The sequence below is a fragment of the Acidovorax sp. GW101-11A03 genome (assembly GCF_059424825.1).
Genome location: NZ_JBWKZU010000008.1, coordinates 65,864 through 86,520 on the forward strand (window position 1 = coordinate 65,864; position 20,657 = coordinate 86,520).

A 20,657-nucleotide genomic window follows, 5' to 3' on the forward strand; every position below is an offset into this window, starting at 1 on the left:
GGAGGAGACAAAAACATGAACCCCAGAGACATTCCCCCAGAGGCCTTCCACGCCAGCGGCGCCGAGGTGCAGGCCCTCGATTTTGGTTATGTGCGCTCGCCCGATCAGGACCGCACGACGCCCGCGCAGCACCCCGTCGTGGTCATTGGCGCGGGCCCGGTGGGCCTGTCGCTCGCCATCGACCTGGCCCAGCGCGGGCAGCGCGTGGTGGTGCTGGACAACGACCACAAGCTCTCCATCGGCTCACGCGCCATCTGCTTTGCCAAGCGCACGCTGGAGATCTGGGACCGCCTGGGTGTGGGCCAGCGCATGGTGGACAAGGGCGTGTCGTGGAACCTGGGCAAGGTGTTCCTCAAAGACGAACAGCTGTATGAATTCAATCTGCTGCCCGAAGAGGGCCACGAGCGCCCCGCCTTCATCAACCTGCAGCAGTACTACGCCGAGGCCTACCTGGTGGAGCGTGCGCTGCAGCTGCCGGGCATCGACATCCGCTGGCACAACAAGGTGACGGCGGTGCAAAGCCGCGCGGACGGCGCGCTGCTCAGCATTGACACGCCCGAGGGCGCGTACCAGATCGACGCGCAATGGCTGGTGGCCTGCGACGGCGCGCGCTCGCCCACGCGGCAGATGCTGGGACTGGAGAGCAAGGGGCGCATTTTTCAGGACCGCTTCCTGATCGCTGATGTGAAGCTGGCGGATGAGGCGAACTTCCCCACAGAGCGCTGGTTCTGGTTCGACCCACCCTTTCATCCCAACCAGAGCGTCCTGCTGCACCGCCAGCCCGACAACGTCTGGCGCATCGACTTCCAGCTGGGCTGGGACGCCGACCCCGAGGAAGAAAAGAAGCCCGAGAACATCATCCCGCGCGTGAGGGCGCTGCTGGGGGCGGATGCGCAGTTTGAGCTGGACTGGGCGAGCGTCTACACCTTTGCCTGCCTGCGCATGGACCAGTTCGTGCACGGCCGCGTCATCTTTGCGGGCGACAGCGCCCACGGCGTCTCGCCCTTTGGCGCGCGCGGCGCCAACAGTGGCGTGCAGGACGCCGAGAACCTGGCCTGGAAGCTGGACTGGGTGCTCCAGGGCCGCGCCAGCCAGGCACTGGTGAATACGTATGGATCAGAGCGCGAATACGCAGCCGATGAGAACCTGTGCAACTCTACGCGTGCCACCGACTTCATCACGCCCAAGAGCGAAGTGAGCCGCCTGTTCCGCGACGCGGCGCTGCACCTGGCGCGCGAGCATGCGTTTGCGCGGCGTATCGTGAACAGTGGCCGCCTGTCGGTGCCTGCCACGCTGCACCAGTCGCCACTGAACACGCCGGATACCGATCACTTCGCAGGCACCCAGGTGCCCGGCGCCGTGCTGCTGGACGCACCGCTGACGAAGCAAGGCCAATCCACCTGGCTGCTGCGCGAGCTGGGGCCGGATTTCACGCTGCTGGTGTTTGGCCCAGCCCCCACCTGGACGCGCGACCTGCCCGGTGTGAAGGTGCTGCAGATCGGCATCGACGTGATCGACCACCAGGCACTGGCCGCCCAGCGGCTGGATGCGCTGCCGCGCACCGTGTACCTGGTGCGGCCCGACCAGCATGTGTGCGCACGCTGGCGCACGCCCACCGAAGCAGCGGTGCGCAGCGCACTGGCGCGTGCAACGGTCGCAGCGGCCTGACCAGGAAGACGACAAGGAACATGCCCATGCTGAACACCCAACCGAACCTGCAGGCCTGCGACGACTTTTATGAAGCGCTGATTGCGGCGCACCAGGGCCTGTCCACGCCCGAGAGCCACGCCATGAACGCACGCCTGGTGCTGCTGCTGGCCAACCACATTGGCGACCAGGCCACGCTGCAGCACGCGCTGCAACTGGCGCGCGGCAGTGCCGTGCCCACGGCCGACCGGCGCACTACCCCGGCGATCACGCCGGTGGTGCCCACCCACGCGGTGGCGGCCTAGCCCGTCCCTTCTGCAATCACCACGACAGCACCGCGCAGACGGTGCGGGGTCCGACTCGACTTGAACTTTCACAACCACGGAGACAACACCACCATGCAGCGCAAACATTTCCTCACCACCCTGGCCGGACTGGCCCTGGCCACCACCCTCCCCCTGGCCCATGCCCAGGACACCAAACCGCTCGAATGGGTGGTGGGCTACGCCGCTGGCGGCGGCTCGGACATCGTGGCGCGCACGATTGCCGAATCGATGTCGGCCACGCTGGGCCGCCCCATCGTCATCAACAACAAGCCCGGAGCGGGCACCAACATCGCCGCTGAATACAGCGCGCGCAACAAGGACTACGGCAACCTCATTTTCTCGGCCGACTTCGCCACGCTGGCGGCCAACCCGTTTTTGTTCAGCAAGCTGAGCTACAACGCCGAGAAGGACTTCCAGCCCGTGGGCCTGCTGGTGCGCTTTCCGATGTTCCTGGTGGTGTCCAACAACGTGCCCGCCAAGAACTTGAAGGAGTTCATGGCCTGGGCTAAGGGTCAGCCCGATGGCGTGAACTGGGCGTCCGCCGGGCCGGGCAGCCCGCACCACCTGGTGGGCGAGCTGTTCCGCGAACAGAGCGGACTCAAGCTCACGCATGTGCCGTATCGCGGCGCAGCACCGGCCATCCAGGATGTGATCGGCGGCCAGGTGCCCGCGATGTGGATCGACAGCGCCACGGTGTACCCGTTCCTCAACACCGGCAAAGTGAAGGCCATTGGCGTGGCCAGCCCGCAGCGCGTGGGCACCATGCCGGAGGTGGCCACGATTTCCGAGCAAGGGCTGCAAGGGTTTGAGGGGTTCGCGTGGCAGGGCATCGTCACCCCCACAGGCACACCGGCCGATGTGGCAGCGAACTTCAGCAAGGCCCTGCAGACCGCGCTGGCCGACACCCGCACCAAGGCCCGGCTGCAGGCCCTGGGGGTGGAGCCCATGCCCGGCACGGCGGCGCAGATGGGCAGCTTTGCGCGCGCCGAGCGCGAGAAATGGGGGCGGGTCATCACCAAGGTGGGCGTAAAACTCGACTAACCCCCTGTGTCGCCTTCGGCGCCTTCCCCCAAGGGGGACGCCACCCGTGGCCTGGCAGAGCCAGTTCCACGGTGGCACTGGCGGGCGCTGCGCCTACACTGCGCGGCCCTGCCGCTGAACGGCACTCAGCGGCTGCGTGCCAGGCGCCGCTTGCGCTGCAGGGCAGGCGCCAGCCACAGCAGTTGCACCGTGGCATAGCCCAGCACCGCCATCACCAGGCCCACCAGCAGCGGTGCGCCCAGGGCCTGCATCCAGGTGCCCAGCGCCTGCACCGAGAAGTCTCCGCCCGGCACCACGCTGCCCCATGCAGGCAGGGTGTGGGTGCCAGGCATGACCAGCGCGCCCAGGTAGAACGCCAGCACATACAGCGGCACGGTGGTGAGCGGGTTGGTATAGAACGTGGCCACCCCACCCGCCACGATGTTGCCGCGCAGCCAGGCGCAGACCAGCAGCGTGCCCGGGATCTGCAGCGGCCCGGGGATCAGCCCGCAGAACATGCCCGCCGCCACCCCGCGCGCCAGTGGCTGGCGCTGAAAGCGGAACAGCGCACGCTGCTCCAGCCAGGGCTGGTAGCGCGCCAACCAGCCGCGCTCCAGGTGGGCGCGCGCCCGGGGTTCCAGCCCGCGCAGCCAGCGGCGCAAAGTGCAGAGCATCTGCATCGTCAGCCCCAGGCCAGCGCAGCGGCGGCACCGGCGCCGCACAGGGCCGACAGCCCCATCAGCAGCCGCACGTCGCGCCGTTCGTTGCCCGCCCGGTGGGCGATGACGGTGGCCGCGACCAGGCCCGCCAGCAGGAAAAGCAAAACAGAGTCGAAGAGTTCCATGGCGGGTGGCCCTGCGTCAGTCTTTGCGTGGCAGGGCCGGGGCGCCGTGGGCGCTTTCGCCCGAGCTGCGCAGCGACAGGAAGATCGAGCCAGCGATCAGCGACGCAGTCACCAGCAGGGCGTAGCCGATCGGGATCTTCACCAGGTCGATGAGCAGCATCTTGCCGCCGATGAACACCAGCACCAGCGCCAGGCCATAGGCCAGCAGGTGGAAACGGTTGGCCAGGTCGGCCAGCAGGAAGTACAGCGCACGCAGGCCCAGGATGGCGAAGATGTTGGCCGTGAGCACGATGAACGGGTCGCTGGTGATCGCGAAGATGGCCGGGATGCTGTCCACCGCAAAGATGATGTCGGTGGTGCCGATGAGCACCAGCACCACAAACAGCGGCGTGAAATGCTTGACCCCGTTGATCATGGTCGAGAGCTTTTCGCCATCGAACTGGTCGGTGATGCGGATGCGCTTCTTCAGGAACTTGAGCACCGGGTTGGTGGCGATGTCGGGCTCCTGGCCCGCAGCAAACCACATCTTCACGCCCGTGATGACCAGGAACGCACCGAACACATACAGCAGCCAGTGGAAGGTGGCCAGCAGCCAGGCACCGGCCAGGATCAGCAGCGTGCGCAGCACGATGGCGCCGATGATGCCGATGATGAGCGCACGCTTCTGGTACTGCGGCGGCACCGCGAAGTAGCTGAACAGCATCAGGAAGACGAAGATGTTGTCCACCGACAGGCTCTTCTCGACCAGGTAGCCGGTGATGAACTGCATCGACACCGTGTTGGCCACCTCGCGGCCCTGGCTGCCGTCCAGGTACCACCACAGGATGGCGACGAACACAAAGGCCAGCGAGAACCACAGCAGGCTCCAGCGCAGAGCTTCTTTCATCGTGACCTTGTGTGCGCCCTGGCGCTCCATCACCAAGAGGTCGATGGCAATGGCCACCACCACAAAGACGGCAAAACCCGTCCACATCCACCAGGTGCCTATTGTTTCCATGATCTTTCTCCAAAGGGGAATGCGTGGCCGGGCGCCCCACCCGGCAACAGACCCGCACTGTAGGGATGCAGTGGATTCTTAAAAACCTGTCATATTGGTAGCATTGGTTCGGTTTTTACGAACCAAACCTGTTTCTCCCCCGAAAGGCGCCCATGAGCCAGAGCTTCAACTACCGCCACCTTTTCTACTTCTGGGTGGTGGCCAAGGAGGGCGGCATTGCCCGCGCCGCCGAGCGGCTGGACATGGCCGTGCAGACCATCAGTGCCCAGGTGCGCGAACTGGAGAAGGCCCTGGGCGTGAGCCTGCTGCGCACCGAGGGCCGCAACCTGGTGCTGACCGACGCGGGCGTGGCTGCGCTGCACGAGGCCGACCACATCTTCGCTTTAGGCGAGCTGCTGCCCGTGCGCGTGCGCGAGGCCGCCAGCGGCCAGACGCTGCGCCTGAACCTGGGCATCTCCGACGGCATCGCCAAGCTGGCCGTGCACCGGCTGCTGACTCCCGTGCTGGACGAGCCGCACCTGCGCCTGCTGTGCCACGAGGGCGAGTTTCAGCCCCTCTTGGGCGAGCTGGTGCTGCACAAATTGGACGCCGTGCTGGCCGACCGCGCCGCGCCCCCCAACCCCGCCCTGCGCACCACCAGCCAGTTGCTGGGCAGCAGCGCCATCGCCTGGTACGCGCCACCGCTGTGGGCCGAGGCGGCGGCCAACAACTTCCCCCACAGCCTGGCCGTGGTGCCCGTGCTGCTGCCCACCGACCACGCCGCCATGCGCGCGCGCATCGACCACTGGCTGGAACGCGAGCGCATCCGCCCGCGCATCGCTGGCGAGTTTGAAGACAGCGCGCTGCTGAGCACCTTTGCCGCCACCGGCATGGGCGTGATGCCCGCGCCGGTCTCCCTGGGCGAGCACCTGGCCACCACACACGGCCTGGTGCAGGTGGGCACCACGCCCGACGTGCAGGAGCAGTTCCACCTGATCTACAGCGCCCGCAAGGTGATGCACCCGCTGCTCACGCGGCTGCTGGAGGCAGGGAAAAGTGGAATGCTATTAAATTTATAGCTTAAAAGGCATAGCCATCAGGCGGTGAAGGCCAAAAATTGCCTCAACACTGGCCCCTGCGGACGAACATGCACAGCGGCCCGGGGACTCACCGGCCCGGCATGTCCTTGACCGAGTAGCCCAGGCTCACGGTCGCGTCCTCCGGAATGGCGGGCATGGATGCATTCCACGCCTCCCACGCGGCGCGCATGGCCTGCAGGCGTTCGGGCTCCACAGGCGCGCGGTTGGCGCGCTCGCGTTCGTCGTCGGCCAGGTTGAACAGGTAGTCGTTGCCGTCCACGCGCAGGTACTTCCAGTCGCCCTGGCGCATGGCGCGCTGGCCCCGGTGGTTCATGCGCCAGAACAGCGGGGGCTCATCCTGCACGCTGACATCGCGCAGCAGCGGCATCAGCGAGCGGCCGTCCAGCGGGTAGTCCGCATGCGCGGCGGCCCCGCCGGCGTCGAGCATGGTGGCCGACCAGTCCATGGTCATGCAGGTCTGCGCACTCACGCCGCCGGGGGCGATCACGGCGGGCCAGTGCGCGATCCAGGGCACGCGGATGCCGCCTTCGGTCAGGTCCATCTTGCCGCCCACCAGGGGCCAGTTGTCCGAGAAGCGCTCGCCGCCGTTATCGCTGGTGAACACGACCAGCGTGTCGCGCGCCAGGCCCTGCTTTTCCAGCAGCGCCATGATGCGGCCGATGCCTTCGTCCATGTGGTGGATCATGCGGCGGTAGGTCTCGATGTTGCCGCCGTGCAGATGGAACAGGTTGCCCTTGACCTCCTGCGCCAGCGCCTCGTCGTCGCGGGTCTCCCACGGCCAGTGGGGCGCGGTGTAGTGCAGGCTCAGAAAGAACGGCGTGCCGTCCTTGGCGCCCTCCGCCATGCGCTGCACATAGTCGAGCGCGTGGTCGGTGATGAGGTCGGTGAGGTAGCCGTCCTGCTGCTTTTCTTCCTCGCCCAGGTACAGGTCGTGCGTGCCGTTGGAACTGCAGTGGGTGAAGTAATCCACCCCGCCCGACATGGGCCCGAAGAACTCTTCATAGCCCGAGCGCAGCGGCCCGAACGCGGGTGGGTAGCCCAGGTGCCACTTGCCCATCAGCGCCGTGCGGTAGCCCGCTGCACGCAGCAGCGAGGGTAGCGTGGGGTGCTCGGGCGGCAGGCCCAGCGTGGTGCTGCCCCGGCTCTTGCTGTTGATGGGCTCCTCGGCTGCGCCACGCAGGCGGTACTGGTAGCGCGCCGTCATCAGCGCAAAACGCGTGGGCGAGCAGACGGGGGAATTGGAGTAGCCCTGCGTGAGCTTGAGGCCGTTGGCCGCCAGCTGATCGAGCACCGGCGACACCGGGCCAAAGGCTGCGTCGCGGCCACCATAGCAGCCCAGGTCGGCATAGCCGAGGTCGTCGGCGACGATGAAGATGATGTTGGGGCGGGTGGTCATGGTTTGAAGCCCGAGCGCTGTACCACCGGCGCCCATTGCGCGCGGTAGGCCTTGAGCATGGCTTCGGTCTGCGCCATGGTCGCCACCACGGGCTCCATCTTGGCGGTCTCGAACTTGCGCTGGGTGTCGGGGTCCTTCATCACTTCATGGATCAGCCTCGCCAGGCGCTCGGCCTGCGCTTTGGGCATGCCCATGGGCGCGAAGAAGGTGTTCCAGCCAGTCGCTGCCAGATCCAAACCGCTTTCCTTGAAGGTGGGGATCTTTCCATCCAGCGCACTGCGCTTGGCACCCGACACCGCCAGGATGCGGATCTTGCCGGCCTCGTGCTGCGGCAGCAGGGTGTCAAACGTGTCGAACGCCACAGGCACCTGGCCGCCCAGCAGGTCATTGAGCAGAGGCGCCGAGCCCCGGTAGCCCACCACCTCGGCGCGCACCTTGGCGGCGTCGCCCACCATCAGGCCAAAAAAGTGCGGCAGGCTGCCCGTGGCGGGCACACCGAAGTTGGCCTTGTCCGGGTTGGCCTTGAGCCAGGCCATGAGGTGCGGCAGCTCCTTGACCGGCACGGCGCTGCCCACGGCCACGCCAAATTCGTAGCTGTTGACATGGCTCACGGGGCGGAAGTCGCGCTCAGGGTCATAGCCCGCGTCGGGGAACACCAGGGGTGCCACCAGCATCACGGCGGGGTTGGCCAGCAGCAGCGTGGGCTGGTTGGCAGGCGCGGCTTTGACGGCCTGGGCCGACAGGCGGCCGCCCGCGCCGGTCTTGTTTTCCACGATCACGGGCGTGCCGAGCTTGCTACCCAGCTTGTCGGCCACGATGCGGGCCACGCGGTCGGTGGAGCCGCCGGGGGCGTAGCCCACCACGATCCGCAGCGGTGCTTCCTGTGCCTGGGCCAGTGTGGCGCACAGGGCGAGTGTGGCGGTCAGCACAAAAGCAAGGGGTTTGCGCATGGTCGAAATCTCCAGGGGCGATGGCAGGGCCCGCGCAGCCGCGCAGGGGGATGGATGGCCGGACTGTATTGGCCACACAATCAATTGATCTAATCAATTGATGCCCGGAAATACCCTGATGCCCGCGCCTGCTCCGGCCCCCTCACCCCCCACCCCATCCACTCCGCCCGGCCACCGGTTGGCCCACCCGCAGGCGGCCAACGACCTGCTCATGTACCGCCTGAACCGCCTGCTGGCTGTGGCAGGCAGCCTGGTGGTGCGGCTGTGCGAGGGCGGCTACGGCATCACCCGGCGCGAGTGGGGGTTGCTCATGATGCTGGCGCAACACCCCGGCATGCCCCCGGCCGAGCTGGCCCAGCGCCTGGGCCTGGACCGCGCCCGCACCTCGCGTGCCATTACCTCGCTGCTGGCCAAGAAGCTCATCACCCGCAATGCCATGCCCGGCGACCGCCGCCAGGCCGTGCTGAGCCTCACGCCCGCAGGCCAGACGGTGCACGATGGCCTGTTCCCGCAGGTCAAGGCGCTCAACCAGGATCTGCTGGCCGGGCTCAGCGCCGAGGCGGTGGCGGGCCTGGACCAGGCCCTGGCCGACATGCAGCAGCGCGCCGAGGCGCTGGTCGCCACCCGCACCGATGTGCCGCGCACCTACCGGCTGCGCGGCGGCCGGCATGTGGATTGAGGGGCATCTCCCACAGGCCGCCCCAAAACGGGGAACCGGCGATATCCTCCAACACGCCCTGCAACACCCCTGCAGGGTTGCCCCCGCGCTTCCCGTCCGACCACGACCCACGCCCTACCGCCCGCCCCATGTCCCAGCACTCGACCTCTTTGTGGAGCCCCCTGCGCCAACCCGCGTTCCGGGGCCTGTGGATTTGTGGCGGCATCTTTTTTGTGGGCAGCGGCATGCAGACCATGGCAGCCGCCTGGCTCATGGTGGAGCTGACGGGCTCGTCCTTTCTGGCCGCGCTGGTGCAGACGGCCGTGTTCATGCCCATGTTCCTGCTCGCATTGCCCGCCGGGGTGCTGGCCGATACCACCGACCGGCGGCGCCTGGTCTCGGGCGCGCTGCTGGCGCAGGCGGGGGCCAGTGCGCTGCTCACGCTGCTGGTGCTCGGCGGCTGGGGCGGGTCGGCCTCGGTGCTGTTTTTGGTGTTTGTGTGCGGCTGCTGCACGGCGGTGCTCACGCCCGCGTGGAATTCCTCGGTCATTGACCCCGTGCCACGTGACGAGTGGCCCCAGGCCATCACCGCCGTGAGCATTGCCTACAACGCGGCGCGTGCCGTGGGGCCCACGCTGGCGGGTCTGGTGTTTGCACAGCTGGGCGCGGGCTGGGTGTTTGCCATCACCGTGACCACAACGCTGGTGATGTGGGACTCCATCCGCCGCTGGCCGCCCAAGGCGCACCCGCCCTCCAAGCTGCCCGCCGAGCGCCTGTGGGGCGGCACGCTGAGCGGGCTGCGCTTTGCCTGGCATTCGCGCATGATCCTGGCGCAGCTGGTGCGTGTGATGGCCTTCAGCGCCGCAGGTTCGGCCCTGTGGGCGCTGCTGCCGGTGATTGCGCAGCGCCTGGGCACGGGGGCGCCGGGCTTTGGGCTGCTGATGGGCTGCCTGGGCACGGGGGCCGTGGCCGTGGGCCTGGTGCTGGGGCGGCTGCGCGCGCGTTTTGGCATGGAAGCCATCGTGGGCGCAGGCGGCATCGTGTTTGGTGCGGCCATGCTGGTGGCGGCACTCACCAAGATCACGGCGGTGGTCTACATCGCCATGCTGTTTGCGGGCGCGGCCTGGATGTCGGCCATGTCCACCTTCAACACCGCCACCCAGGCCAGCGCGCCGCAGTGGGTGCGCTCGCGCGCCGTGGCCATGCACATGGTGGCGGCGCTGGGCGCGTTTGCGATGGGCTCGGCGTTCTGGGGCGCGGCGTCGGACATCCTGGGCCTCACGCCCACGCTGTGTGTGGCTGCCGCGTTGATGGGCGTGGGCTTGCTGCTGGCGCGCCCCATGCCGCTGCGCATGGGGGCCCTGCACGAGGTGACCCAGGCCACGCCCTGGGATGAACTCTTCATCGAGGCCGAACCCCTGCCCGAAGCAGGCCCCGTGGCGGTGGAGGTGGGCTACCGCATCGCGCCCGGCACCGACGCCGCCTTCCTCGACACCATCAGCCGCATGAAGGCCCCGCGCCGGCGAGACGGAGCCACCTTCTGGCGCGTGTACAAGGACCTGGGCGAGCCCTCGCGCTATGTGGAGCGCTTCATCGTCGAGTCCTGGGCCGACTACCTGCACCAGCGCGCCCGCGCCACCATGGCCGACCAGGCGCTGGAGACGGAAGTGCGGGCGTTCTTGGCGCCCGGCGAAGTCGTGCGCATGTCGCACTACATCGCGGAGCGGTAGGCGCCCTTGAGCCGACCCTCGGTGGTTTCGGCTTGATGCGCGTCAATTTCTACCGCCAAATCGGGGGGCGAGGCTGGCGGTCGGCCTGCGACAATCGCCAGATGACCTTCGCCCCCCTTGCCAACGACACCTTCCTGCGTGCCTGCCGCCGTCAGGCCACCGACTACACGCCCCTGTGGCTCATGCGCCAGGCGGGGCGCTATCTGCCGGAGTACAAGGCCACGCGCGCCCAGGCGGGCAGCTTCATGGGGCTGGCTACCAATGTTCAGTACGCCACCGAAGTGACCCTGCAGCCGCTGGAGCGTTTTCCGCTCGACGCGGCCATCCTGTTCAGCGACATCCTCACCGTGCCCGACGCCATGGGCCTGGGCCTGTCGTTTGCCGAGGGCGAAGGCCCGCGCTTTGCCAAGGTGGTGCGCGACGAGGCCGCCGTGGCCGAACTCGCCGTGCCCGACATGGACAAGCTGCGCTATGTGTTCGACGCCGTCACCAGCATCCGCAAGGCGCTCAATGGCCGCGTGCCACTCATCGGCTTCTCGGGCAGCCCCTGGACCCTGGCCTGCTACATGGTCGAAGGCAAGGGATCGGACGACTACCGCCTGGTCAAGACGCTGATGTACAGCCGCCCCGACCTGATGCACCGCATCCTGGCCGTGAATGCCGACAGCGTGGCCGCGTACCTCAACGCCCAGATCGACGCGGGCGCCCAGGCCGTGATGATCTTTGACAGCTGGGGCGGCGTGCTGGCCGACGGCGCCTTCCAGGAATTCAGCCTGGCCTATACCAAGCGGGTGCTGGCACAACTGAAGCGCACGGGCGTGGATGGCACGGACGTGCCGCGCATCGTGTTCACCAAGGGCGGCGGCATCTGGCTGCCAGACATGAAGGACATCGACTGCGAGGTGCTGGGCCTGGACTGGACGGCCAACCTGGGCCAGGCGCGCGCCATCGTCGGTGGGCAGGTCGGCGGCCCTGGCAAGGCGCTGCAGGGCAACATCGACCCCAATGTGCTGTTTGCACCGCCTGCGCAGATTGCACAACAGGTGCGCCATGTACTCGACAGCTTTGGCACACCCCACACCGATCGCAGCACCACCGGCCCCACGCACATCTTCAACCTGGGCCACGGCATCAGCCAGTTCACCCCGCCCGAGCATGTGGCCGCGTTGGTGGAGGCCGTGCACAGCCACTCGCGGGCGCAGCGCCAGCCGCGCTAAAGGCAGGCTGGGGCCTGCGCAGCCGCCGCAGCTGCGAGCCATTCTCTGCAAGCAAAAGGCGAGCAGGCCCCATGCACCAAAACCCCACAGCCCCGCACCCGAAGGGCTGACTTATGCACAAAACTGGAGCAGCACTGCCACCCGATGGCGCACCATGCATGGCACCATGGCGGCACCGGAAAGATTCGCAACAAACGCGTAAGTGATTGATTTCAAAGGATCTGCATCCCCTGCTTTTTTGATGGGCATTCCAGCCAAACCGCCGTCTTTCAAGGACTTGCGTGACAAACGCAGGGGATATCAACAAAGTTATCCACAGAAATTCTGGATTTCTTGCAAATCCCTTGTCAAATCAAGCACTTGCAGGCCAAACCGCAAAAATACCTGAACACGCAGGGCACCGGCTAGCACAAATTTGGGGCTGATCCGGGTCTTGACGCCAAAGTGATGTTCGACTTATGCACACAAATCTTGATGCGGCGCAACATTTTCCCGCCACCCGGCCCTATCACAGAAAATGCACCCAAATTTCTTCAGATGATTGATTCATAAGGATTTTTTCGCGCTGCCAGTTTTGTGGGCATTCTGTTCGGCGCCAGTATTCATGCGGGTTGGCGGGGTGTGCAGACAGGATGTCAACAAAGTTATCCACAGAAAGACGGGATTACTCACAGCACACGCCAAATCAAGCACTTAGCCACCAAACCTCTACAGCTCCTCCACAAGCCCCCGTAACTGCCATAGCCAGTGCCTATCCACACCGCCATCGTCCACGTTGCATTGCATACCCCGTCGCACAGCGGCGTGGGGGACCTGCTCAGCTACGCCAGCGCGCAGCCCCTGCCGCCGGGCACGCTGGTGCGGGTGCCGCTGGGCAAACGCGAGGTGCTGGGCGTGGTGTGGGATGCCGCCGAGGCCACAGGCGAGCTGCCTGAAGGGGCTGCCATGCGGCCGGTGGCCGGCGTGCTGGAGGGTGTGGAGCCACTCGCGCTGCCCTGGCGCCGCCTGGTAGCCTTTGCCGCACGCTACTACCAGCGCGCCCTGGGCGAGGTGGCGCTGGCCGCCCTGCCCCCCCAGCTGCGCGACCTGCAGCCCGACCAGCTGGCGCGGCGGCTCAAGCGCCCCGCCAAGGCACCGGACCAGGATGGCAGCGAAAACGCTATTCAAACAATAGCACTCACCGCAGAACAGGAGCGCGCAAGGGCCCGAATTTCCTCAGAATCCGGCCCCTTCTTGCTGTTTGGCAGCACCGGCAGCGGCAAGACCGAGGTCTACCTGCGCTGCGTGCAGGAGGCGCTGGAGGCTGACCCCACCGCGCAGGCGCTGGTCATGGTGCCCGAGATCAACCTCACGCCCCAGCTCGAAGAACGCTTCACCACCCGCTTCGCGCCGCGCTTTGGCAGCCAGGCCGTGGTCTCGCTGCACAGCGGCATGACCAACCCGCAGCGCCTCAAAAGCTGGCTGACCGCCCACAGCGGCGCGGCGCGCATCGTGCTGGGCACCCGCATGGCGGTGTTTGCCAGCCTGCCGGGCCTGAAGATCATCGTGGTGGACGAGGAGCACGACCCGAGCTACAAGCAGCAGGAGGGCGCGCGGTATTCGGCGCGCGACCTGGCCATCTGGCGCGGGCGCGAGCAGGGCGCCAAGGTGCTGCTGGGCTCGGCCACGCCGTCGCTGGAGAGCTGGCACGCCAGCGACCCGGCCGTGGGCCGCTACGTGCGGCTGGCCATGCCCAGCCGCATCGGCGCGGGCGGAGGGGCAGATAGGGGCGCGGGCGCCCCGGCCCGCGTGCGCCGTGTGGACATGAACCAGCAGCCGCGCCGCGCGATCTTCAGCGCGCCGCTGCTGGCCGCCATCACCGAGCGTGTGGCGCGCGGCGAGCAGAGCATGGTGCTGCTCAACCGCCGGGGCTATGCCCCCGTGCTGCACTGCGCCGACTGCGGCTGGAAAAGCGACTGCCCGCACTGCAGCGCGCACCAGGTGTTCCACAAGACCGACCGCACCCTGCGCTGCCACCACTGCGGCTACACCGTGCGCGTGCCACGCGCCTGCCCCACCTGCGGCAGCCCCGACATCCACTCCATGGGCCGGGGCACCGAGCAGCTCGAAGAACAGCTTGGCGCGCTGCTCTCCGAAGTGCTGCGGCCCGACCGCACGCCTGCGCGCATCGCCCGCATCGACGCCGACACCACCAAGGCCAAGGGCGCGCTGGAGGCGCAGCTGGCCCAGGTGCATGCGGGCGAGGTGGATGTGCTCGTGGGCACGCAGATGATTGCCAAGGGCCACGACTTCCGGCGCATCACGCTGGTGGCCGCCGTGCAGCCTGACGGAGCGCTGTTCAGCAGCGACTTCCGCGCGCCCGAGCGGCTGTTTGCGCTGCTCATGCAGGCGGCAGGCCGCGCCGGGCGCGACGCCGCGTACATGGCAGCCCAGGGTACGCAGTGCGAGATGTGGGTGCAGACCTTCCACCCCCAGCACACCGTGTACGAGGCGCTGCGCAAACACGACTACGAGGCCTTTGCCGCCCAGCAGCTGAAAGAGCGCGAAGAGGCCGCCATGCCCCCGTTCGCCTTCCAGGCCCTGGTACGCGCCGACGCGCGCACGCAGGAGGTGGCCCAGGGCTTCCTCACCGCCGCCACGGCTGCTGCACACGCGGCAGGCCTGCCGGGGCTGGACGCGGTGACGCTGTTCCCCCCCGTGCCGCTGACCATCCAGCGGGTGGCCAACGTGGAGCGCGCCCAGATGCTGATGGAGAGCGGGAGCCGCGCCGCCCTGCAGCGTTTTCTGGCCGCCTGGCAGCCCGTGCTGCAGGCCACACGCAGTGCGCCCGAGCACAAGGGGCTGGTGCGCTGGCTGGTGGATGTGGATCCGCTCGTGATTTGAGGCTTTTTGGCGCCCTGCCGCTCATTACACAAGCGCAATCAGCTATCAAATAGATAGCACTCAGCCCCTGGAGCGAAGGGCTTGCAGAGCCCCGAACACCCAATTTTTAAAACCAAAAATAATATTAATTTGAATTTAAATATAAATTCAAATATACTTCGGACTGTTGCAGTCATGGGCCTTGCTTCGGCCAGTCACCGCAACGTCTGCCCCGGGTGCATTCCGCCCCTTGCAGACGCTTCCTTGGCGACCTTCGTCGCCCCGTGGGTCTGTAGAGCTGCAGCCCACCGCGTTCCTTGCTGCTCACGCAGGCCACCGTTGCGGCCCGCGATCCTGATTGATCCAGATTTCACAGCCTGCCATTTCCATGGGCCCCTACGTCGTTTCGCCCACGACACACCCTACCGACTGCGGCCGCTTTCGCGCCTCCTTCTCGGTCCACCGCTCCCAGGGCAACGGCAGCTACTGCCGCGTGTTCCGTTTTGACAAAGCCTTCGCCTCGCGCGAAGCCGCACGGCTTTTTGCCGTCACGCAGGGCTGGCTGCAAACCAGCATGCAGCACCCACCCCAATGCTGATGGCCTGCGGCCTGACGCAACTGCCATCCCCCATGCCTCCGCTGCGGATTTCCCTTCCGCAGCGCAGAACCCCAACGGTGCGCGAATCGTTGCGCGCCATTTTCAGAAAGGCTCTTCCATGAGCAGCAAAATCTATGTGGGCAACCTGCCCTATTCCGTGACCGATGCCAGCCTGAACAGCAACTTTGCCGAGTTCGGCGGCGTGTCGTCTGCCAAGGTCATGATGGACCGTGACACGGGTCGCTCCAAAGGCTTCGGCTTTGTGGAGATGGCCAATGCTGACGTGGCCCAGGCCGCCATCAAGGCGCTGCACGGCATGTCCGTGGACGGCCGCTCGATCGTGGTGAACCTGGCCCGCCCACGCGAAGAGCGCAGTGATGCTGGCGGCTACACCGCCAGCAAGCGCGCAGATGTGGGCTACGGCACGGGTGGCCACGGTGGCGGCCGCTACTGAACCCGGCAGCCTCAACAAAAAAACCGGCTCACCTGAGCCGGTTTTTTTTTCGCCCCAGCGCAAGATATCAGGCTTTTTCAGGCCTCTGCGCGCATGGGGTGGTCGCAAATAGCTACAAAATAAATAGCAATCAGGTCAACAGCGCCACCGCCGCCGAAAAGCTCAAGAACGCCAGCGCCGTGCTCACCAGGATGATGCGCGCCACGCGCCCGTTGTTGGCGCCGAACTTCTCGGCCAGCAGCGACACATTGCTGGCACTGGGCAATGCGGCCAGCAGCACCAGCACCGTGAGCGCAAACGGAGTGAGCGGCACACCCACCGCGATGGCAGCCGTGCCCACGGCCCACACCAGCAGCGGGTGCACCAAGAGCTTGGCCAGCGCCACGGGCACGTAGTCGCGCGCGGGCACCTGCTCGTGCTGGTTCATCTGTGAACGCGCCAGCACGGCGCCAATGGTGAACAGCGCCACGGGCGATGCCGCGTCGGCCAGCATGGCAATGGTCTTGTCCACCGGGCCAGGCAACTGGAACTGCAGGGCCGAGGCCAGCGCCCCCAGGGCAATCGACCAGGGCATGGGATTGGTCGCCATGCCCTTGAAGGCATTCTTCAGCGCCACCCCCACGCCATGCGTGCCTGCGCCATCCAGGCGCGAGAGCGCAATGCACAGCGAGCTGGTGATGACCATGTCCACCACGATGGTGACGATGGCCGGGCCCGCACTCTGCGCGCCCAGCAGCGCCACCAAGAGCGGCACGCCCATGAAGCCGGTGTTGGGGAAGGCGGCCACCAGCGCGCCAAAAGCCGCGTCGTTCCAGCCGATGTGCGCCTTGCGCGTGAGCGCCACCGTGGCCCCCACCATCACCAGCGCACACAGCACATAGACGCCCGCCACGGCCGGGTCGAGCAGCTGGGCGATGGGTGTGCTCGCGCCGAAGCGGTACAGCATGCAGGGCAGCGCAAAGTACAGCACGAAGGCGTTGAGCCCCGGGATGGCCGGTTGCGGCAGCACGCCGCGCCGTGCGGCGAGATAGCCGCAGAGCACGAGCGCGAAGAAGGGGAAGGTGATGAGGAGGACGGAGAGCACGGCACGATTGTCCTGGCTGCGACTGCAGCCAGGGCCTGCGGCGCCCGGCGTGGTCAGCGCAAAGTCAGGTGGGTGGGCTCGCGGGTCGCGAGCGCAGGCACCCGCTTTTTTGTTATTGCTTGCGCTGGATGATCAGGTTGCGCTTGGCATCCTCGGGGTAGGCAAAGGTGATGGCACCGTTCTTGACCATGCCCATGACCAGCATGTTGCGCGTGATCGCATCCTTGTCCTGCGCGCTGAAGGGCTTGTCGTAGGTGGTGACCACGCCGTAGTAGGTCTTCATCTTGCCCTCCAGCGATTCCTTGATGGCCTTGCCGTTCAGGTTGCCGTCGCGGATGCCGAGGAAGGAGTACATCAGCAGGTAGGTGGCGTCGTAGGCATTGGCCGCCGCCATGGGCACAGCCACCTTGCCCTGGAACTTGCGGGTGTAGCCCGACAGGAAGGACGCACGGCGCTCGTTGCTGGGCTCGGCGATGAAGGTCTGCACCATGAGCGCACCCTCGGCCGCATCCTTGGCGCCTTCGAGGAAGAACGGGAAGGACAGCGGCCACGGCCCGACCTGCGGCACCTTCCAGCCCAGCGCCTTCTTGCCGTTGGCGATGGTGGCGTTCTCCGGCCCCACGGTGTAGCTGTAGACCACGTTGGCGCCCGCGTTGCGCGCCGCCGTGAGCTCGGCCGTGAGGTCCTTCACACCCAGGTCAAAACGCGCCACATGCACGGGCTTGAGGTTCTTGGCCGCCAGCGCGGCCACCACGTCGTTGTAGCCGCCTTCGCCATAGCCAGTCTTGTCGGCAAAGATGGCGACCTTGTCCCAACCGCGTTTGACGATGTCGTCCACCAGGAAAGGTGCCTGGATCGCGTCGCGCGCCTGCACGCGGAAGATGTAGCTGTCGGGCGCGGGGTACTTGGCCGTCACGGCCGTGCCCGTGGAGCAAGGCACGATGAGCGGGCTCTTGGCGTCCTGGAACAGGTCGATGGCCTTGAGCGCCACGCCGGTGTTGCAAAAGCCGATGGTGGCGACCACCTTCTCGGCCAGCAGCTCCTGCGAGACCTTGCGGCCCTGGTCAGGGTTGGCCGTGTCGTCCTTGACGACCAGCTCCAGCGGGCGGCCCAGGTAGCCGCCCACGGCGTTGATCTCGTCCACCGCCAGCTTGATGCCGTTGAGCATGGGCACGCCAAAGTCAGCCGACGGCCCGGTGAACGGCCCCACCACGCCGATGCGCACGGGCGCGGTGCTGCCGATCTGGGCCTGCGCCGGGGCCAGGGCCCCACCGGCCAGCAGGACTGTGGCCACCACCGCCGCAACCGCCACCGGCCGCCAGGCGCGAGCGGGCGGCCGGGGACGGCCGGGGCCCGATGGCGCAAACGGAATGGCGGCGGAAAAAGCGAAAGAGATCATGGGCGTGCGACCGGGGCATGGAGTGGGGGAAACACCGCCCGTGGAGCGGGCGGGGGGTCGCAGCCAGTATCAAATTGCAAAAACAAAGCCCCTAGCGGGGTTTCCCGGAGCGTCGGGGCCCCGTGCCCTGCGGCGCCTCCGGCCCGTCAGCGCCTTGTCAGCCCGGCGCAGAGCCCCCGGGCCGGTGGCTGGCAAGGGAATGGTACGGGCGCGCCGGTATCATTGCGCGCTTCGCCGCCGGGCCCGCCCCTGTGGCCGACGCCCCGGCCCGCCCCCCGACTCCCCTTCCCTTTTTCTGCGTCCCGCGCCCCCTGCCCCCATGTCTGCCGGTCTCAATCTCGCCCAGCTCCAGGCTGTCCACTACACCGACGGGGCCTGCCTGGTGCTGGCGGGCGCGGGCTCGGGCAAGACGCGGGTGATCACCATGAAGATCGCCCACATGATCGAAAAAGGCATGGACCCCAAGCGCATTGCGGCCATCACCTTCACGAACAAGGCGGCGTCGGAAATGCGCGAGCGCGCCGGGCACTTGATCGGCAAACGCGCCAAGGATGTGCTGATCTGCACCTTCCACGCGCTGGGCGTGCGCATGGTGCGCGAAGACGGCCATGTGCTGGGCCTCAAGCCGCAGTTCAGCATCCTGGATGCCGACGATGTGACGGGCATCCTGAAGGAGGCCTCAGGCGGCACCACCGACATGGCCACCGCGCGCCAGTGGCAGTGGGTGATCAGCAAGTGGAAGAACATGGGCCTGACCTCGGCCGAGGCGCTGGCCCAGGCGGCGGACGACAACGAACGCATCATCGCCACGCTGATGGCGCGCTATGAAGAGCGCCTGGCGGCCTACCAGAGCGTGGACTTTGACGACCTGATCGGCATGCCGCTGCGCCTGCTGCGCGACTTCCCCGAAGTGCGCGCCAAGTGGCAGGCGGCGCTCTCGCATGTGCTGGTGGACGAATACCAGGACACCAACGCCACGCAGTACGAGCTGCTCAAGCTGCTGGTGGGCCCCAACGGCCACTTCACCGCCGTGGGCGACGATGACCAGTCCATCTACGGCTGGCGCGGTGCGACGCTGGACAACCTCAAGAAGCTGCCGGTCGATTACCCGCACCTCAAGGTCATCAAGCTGGAGCAGAACTACCGCTCCACCAGCGCCATCCTGCGCGCGGCCAACAACGTGATCGGGCCCAACCCCAAGCTCTTTCCCAAGACGCTGTTCAGCGAGCTGGGCGAGGGCGAGCCGGTGCGCGTGATCGACGCCGACAACGAGGAGCACGAGGCCGAGCGCGCCGTGGCCCGCATCCAGAGCCTGCGCGCGGCCAGCAATCCGCCGCCGGACTGGAAAAACTTCGCCATCCTGTACCGCGCCAACCACCAGGCCAAGCCGTTTGAAAAAGCGCTGCGCAAGGCCAACATCCCCTACAAGGTCTCGGGCGGCACGAGCTTTTTCGACCGCGCCGAAATCAAGGACCTGTGCGCCTGGTTCCGCCTGTGGATCAACAACGACGACGACCCGGCGTTTCTGCGCGCCATCACCACGCCCAAGCGTGGCATCGGCCACACCACGCTGGCGGCGCTGGGCGCATTTGCCACGCAGCACAAGCAGAGCATGTTCGGCGCGCTGTTCAACGGCATGCTGCCCGCCGCGGTGCCCAAGCGCGCCATGGACGGCCTGCACGAGTTCGGCCGCTACATCAACTACCTGGAATACAGCGCGCGCCGCGTGCATGGCGCCGAGGAGTCGCGCACCTTTTTGAACGACTGGCTCAAGGAGATCGGCTACGAGCAGCACCTCTATGACAACGAGGACAGCGAGAAGGTGGCCGCCGCGCGCTGGAGCAATGTGATGGAGTTCTGCGACTGGATGGCCCAGCGCGCGGGCGGGCAGATCGACGACACGGCTGGTGCCGTGGTCGCCAAGGAGACCAAGAGCCTGCTGGAGGTGTCGCAGACCATCGCCCTGCTCTCCACCATCAGCGAGCGCGAGAAGGAGCAGGACATGGTCGTGCTCTCGACCCTGCACGCGAGCAAGGGGCTGGAATGGCCCCATGTGGTGCTGGTGGGCGTGACCGAGGGCATGCTGCCCTTCAAGCTCGACGACGACGAAGGCCGCCAGCAGAAGGTGAGCGACGACACGCTGCAGCGCTTGCAGGAAGAGCGCCGCCTGATGTACGTGGGCATCACCCGCGCCCAGCGCACCCTGGCCGTGAGCTGGACCAAGAAGCGCAAGAAGGGCCGCGAGATGGTGTCTGCCCAGCCCAGCCGCTTCATTGCCGAAATGGGCCTGGACAAGACCACCGCGCGCGAAGACCCGCGCGAAAAACTCAAGGCCCTGCGCGCCGAGTTTGCCGCCAAGAAGGCGCTGGCCGCTGGCGCGCCCCCTGCTGCCTGAG

At 67.0% G+C, this 20,657-nt stretch carries 19 protein-coding genes; 11 read left to right on the forward strand and 8 right to left on the reverse strand.

Features of this window, described 5'->3' with window-relative positions; translation table 11 throughout:
* The first annotated feature begins 15 nt into the window (after positions 1 to 15).
* The 3 genes from AC07Z7_RS05785 (at position 16) to AC07Z7_RS05795 (ending at position 3,014) form a co-directional block, all read left to right on the forward strand.
* The gene (locus AC07Z7_RS05785) at positions 16 to 1,668 is read left to right on the forward strand and encodes an FAD-dependent oxidoreductase (protein WP_494765632.1); all 1,653 of its coding nucleotides are present in this window, start codon (positions 16 to 18) and stop codon (positions 1,666 to 1,668) included.
* A gap of 26 nt (positions 1,669 to 1,694) precedes the next feature.
* A complete protein-coding gene (locus AC07Z7_RS05790; protein WP_015015947.1) occupies positions 1,695 to 1,952 on the forward strand; it encodes a DUF2783 domain-containing protein in 258 nt (85 codons plus the stop codon).
* Positions 1,953 to 2,045: 93 nt separating this feature from the next.
* Positions 2,046 to 3,014, forward strand: a complete 969-nt coding sequence (locus AC07Z7_RS05795) for a Bug family tripartite tricarboxylate transporter substrate binding protein (protein ID WP_494765633.1) — start codon at positions 2,046 to 2,048, stop codon at positions 3,012 to 3,014.
* A gap of 125 nt (positions 3,015 to 3,139) precedes the next feature.
* On the opposite strand, the gene AC07Z7_RS05800 is transcribed toward AC07Z7_RS05795, so the two are convergent.
* The 3 genes from AC07Z7_RS05800 to AC07Z7_RS05810 are packed head-to-tail and all read right to left on the reverse strand — an operon-like array spanning position 3,140 to position 4,834.
* The gene (locus AC07Z7_RS05800) at positions 3,140 to 3,667 is read right to left on the reverse strand and encodes a DUF2062 domain-containing protein (RefSeq protein ID WP_494765634.1); all 528 of its coding nucleotides are present in this window, start codon (positions 3,665 to 3,667) and stop codon (positions 3,140 to 3,142) included.
* Between the two features lie 8 nt (positions 3,668 to 3,675).
* Positions 3,676 to 3,837 carry a hypothetical protein gene (locus tag AC07Z7_RS05805; protein WP_165773919.1) on the reverse strand — a complete coding sequence of 54 codons (162 nt, stop codon included), beginning with the start codon at positions 3,835 to 3,837 and terminating at the stop codon, positions 3,676 to 3,678.
* A 16-nt stretch (positions 3,838 to 3,853) separates the two neighbouring features.
* Positions 3,854 to 4,834, reverse strand: a complete 981-nt coding sequence (locus tag AC07Z7_RS05810; RefSeq protein WP_252658794.1) for a TerC family protein — start codon at positions 4,832 to 4,834, stop codon at positions 3,854 to 3,856.
* Between the two features lie 152 nt (positions 4,835 to 4,986).
* On the opposite strand from AC07Z7_RS05810, the gene AC07Z7_RS05815 reads away from it, so the two are divergent.
* Positions 4,987 to 5,892: a LysR family transcriptional regulator gene (locus tag AC07Z7_RS05815; protein ID WP_494765635.1), complete on the forward strand. Its 906-nt coding sequence runs from the start codon at positions 4,987 to 4,989 to the stop codon at positions 5,890 to 5,892.
* Between the two features lie 88 nt (positions 5,893 to 5,980).
* Here AC07Z7_RS05815 and AC07Z7_RS05820 read toward each other — a convergent pair whose 3' ends face one another.
* Together AC07Z7_RS05820 and AC07Z7_RS05825 are read right to left on the reverse strand one after the other, a co-directional pair.
* Positions 5,981 to 7,309, reverse strand: coding sequence for a sulfatase family protein (locus tag AC07Z7_RS05820; protein WP_494765636.1), 1,329 nt, complete (start codon positions 7,307 to 7,309; stop codon positions 5,981 to 5,983).
* On the reverse strand, positions 7,306 to 8,259 hold the full coding sequence (locus tag AC07Z7_RS05825; protein ID WP_494765637.1) for a Bug family tripartite tricarboxylate transporter substrate binding protein: 954 nt from the start codon (positions 8,257 to 8,259) through the stop codon (positions 7,306 to 7,308). The genes AC07Z7_RS05820 and AC07Z7_RS05825 overlap by 4 nt, the downstream gene beginning before the upstream one ends.
* A 100-nt stretch (positions 8,260 to 8,359) precedes the next feature.
* Between AC07Z7_RS05825 and AC07Z7_RS05830 the strand changes: the two genes are divergently transcribed.
* From AC07Z7_RS05830 to hemE, 3 genes are all read left to right on the forward strand, one after another.
* On the forward strand, positions 8,360 to 8,938 hold the full coding sequence (locus tag AC07Z7_RS05830; RefSeq protein WP_494765638.1) for a MarR family winged helix-turn-helix transcriptional regulator: 579 nt from the start codon (positions 8,360 to 8,362) through the stop codon (positions 8,936 to 8,938).
* 128 nt (positions 8,939 to 9,066) lie between these two features.
* A complete protein-coding gene (locus tag AC07Z7_RS05835) occupies positions 9,067 to 10,647 on the forward strand; it encodes an MFS transporter (protein ID WP_094290445.1) in 1,581 nt (526 codons plus the stop codon).
* Positions 10,648 to 10,748: 101 nt separating this feature from the next.
* Positions 10,749 to 11,864 carry a uroporphyrinogen decarboxylase gene (hemE, locus tag AC07Z7_RS05840; RefSeq protein WP_494765639.1) on the forward strand — a complete coding sequence of 372 codons (1,116 nt, stop codon included), beginning with the start codon at positions 10,749 to 10,751 and terminating at the stop codon, positions 11,862 to 11,864.
* Between the two features lie 111 nt (positions 11,865 to 11,975).
* On the opposite strand, the gene AC07Z7_RS05845 is transcribed toward hemE, so the two are convergent.
* Positions 11,976 to 12,152: a hypothetical protein gene (locus tag AC07Z7_RS05845; protein WP_494765640.1), complete on the reverse strand. Its 177-nt coding sequence runs from the start codon at positions 12,150 to 12,152 to the stop codon at positions 11,976 to 11,978.
* A 465-nt stretch (positions 12,153 to 12,617) separates the two neighbouring features.
* Here AC07Z7_RS05845 and priA point away from each other — a divergent pair, with 465 nt between their 5' ends.
* From priA to rbp, 3 genes are all read left to right on the forward strand, one after another.
* Positions 12,618 to 14,747: a replication restart helicase PriA gene (priA, locus tag AC07Z7_RS05850; protein ID WP_494765660.1), complete on the forward strand. Its 2,130-nt coding sequence runs from the start codon at positions 12,618 to 12,620 to the stop codon at positions 14,745 to 14,747.
* Between the two features lie 367 nt (positions 14,748 to 15,114).
* Positions 15,115 to 15,324 carry a hypothetical protein gene (locus AC07Z7_RS05855; protein ID WP_462387761.1) on the forward strand — a complete coding sequence of 70 codons (210 nt, stop codon included), beginning with the start codon at positions 15,115 to 15,117 and terminating at the stop codon, positions 15,322 to 15,324.
* A gap of 118 nt (positions 15,325 to 15,442) precedes the next feature.
* Positions 15,443 to 15,778: an RNA-binding regulator gene (rbp, locus tag AC07Z7_RS05860; RefSeq protein WP_108616623.1), complete on the forward strand. Its 336-nt coding sequence runs from the start codon at positions 15,443 to 15,445 to the stop codon at positions 15,776 to 15,778.
* Between the two features lie 130 nt (positions 15,779 to 15,908).
* Here rbp and AC07Z7_RS05865 read toward each other — a convergent pair whose 3' ends face one another.
* Entirely contained in the window at positions 15,909 to 16,862 is a 954-nt protein-coding gene (locus AC07Z7_RS05865; RefSeq protein WP_094290314.1) for an AEC family transporter, read from the reverse strand.
* 112 nt (positions 16,863 to 16,974) lie between these two features.
* Complete coding sequence (locus AC07Z7_RS05870; protein ID WP_252658801.1) at positions 16,975 to 18,261, reverse strand: ABC transporter substrate-binding protein; 1,287 nt, start codon at positions 18,259 to 18,261, stop codon at positions 16,975 to 16,977.
* A 319-nt stretch (positions 18,262 to 18,580) separates the two neighbouring features.
* On the opposite strand from AC07Z7_RS05870, the gene AC07Z7_RS05875 reads away from it, so the two are divergent.
* On the forward strand, positions 18,581 to 20,656 hold the full coding sequence (locus tag AC07Z7_RS05875; protein WP_094290315.1) for an ATP-dependent helicase: 2,076 nt from the start codon (positions 18,581 to 18,583) through the stop codon (positions 20,654 to 20,656).
* The last annotated feature ends 1 nt before the right edge of the window (position 20,657 follow it).

Bases quoted from the DNA above. Each gene is read 5' to 3' on its own strand.
- AC07Z7_RS05785 (WP_494765632.1), top strand. From the start codon at position 16: ATGAACCCCAGAGACATTCCCCCAGAGGCCTTCCACGCCAGCGGCGCC.
- AC07Z7_RS05790 (WP_015015947.1), top strand. From the start codon at position 1,695: ATGCTGAACACCCAACCGAACCTGCAGGCCTGCGACGACTTTTATGAA.
- AC07Z7_RS05795 (WP_494765633.1), top strand. From the start codon at position 2,046: ATGCAGCGCAAACATTTCCTCACCACCCTGGCCGGACTGGCCCTGGCC.
- AC07Z7_RS05800 (WP_494765634.1), bottom strand. From the start codon at position 3,667: ATGCTCTGCACTTTGCGCCGCTGGCTGCGCGGGCTGGAACCCCGGGCG.
- AC07Z7_RS05805 (WP_165773919.1), bottom strand. From the start codon at position 3,837: ATGGAACTCTTCGACTCTGTTTTGCTTTTCCTGCTGGCGGGCCTGGTC.
- AC07Z7_RS05810 (WP_252658794.1), bottom strand. From the start codon at position 4,834: ATGGAAACAATAGGCACCTGGTGGATGTGGACGGGTTTTGCCGTCTTT.
- AC07Z7_RS05815 (WP_494765635.1), top strand. From the start codon at position 4,987: ATGAGCCAGAGCTTCAACTACCGCCACCTTTTCTACTTCTGGGTGGTG.
- AC07Z7_RS05820 (WP_494765636.1), bottom strand. From the start codon at position 7,309: ATGACCACCCGCCCCAACATCATCTTCATCGTCGCCGACGACCTCGGC.
- AC07Z7_RS05825 (WP_494765637.1), bottom strand. From the start codon at position 8,259: ATGCGCAAACCCCTTGCTTTTGTGCTGACCGCCACACTCGCCCTGTGC.
- AC07Z7_RS05830 (WP_494765638.1), top strand. From the start codon at position 8,360: ATGCCCGGAAATACCCTGATGCCCGCGCCTGCTCCGGCCCCCTCACCC.
- AC07Z7_RS05835 (WP_094290445.1), top strand. From the start codon at position 9,067: ATGTCCCAGCACTCGACCTCTTTGTGGAGCCCCCTGCGCCAACCCGCG.
- hemE (WP_494765639.1), top strand. From the start codon at position 10,749: ATGACCTTCGCCCCCCTTGCCAACGACACCTTCCTGCGTGCCTGCCGC.
- AC07Z7_RS05855 (WP_462387761.1), top strand. From the start codon at position 15,115: ATGGGCCCCTACGTCGTTTCGCCCACGACACACCCTACCGACTGCGGC.
- rbp (WP_108616623.1), top strand. From the start codon at position 15,443: ATGAGCAGCAAAATCTATGTGGGCAACCTGCCCTATTCCGTGACCGAT.
- AC07Z7_RS05870 (WP_252658801.1), bottom strand. From the start codon at position 18,261: ATGATCTCTTTCGCTTTTTCCGCCGCCATTCCGTTTGCGCCATCGGGC.
- AC07Z7_RS05875 (WP_094290315.1), top strand. From the start codon at position 18,581: ATGTCTGCCGGTCTCAATCTCGCCCAGCTCCAGGCTGTCCACTACACC.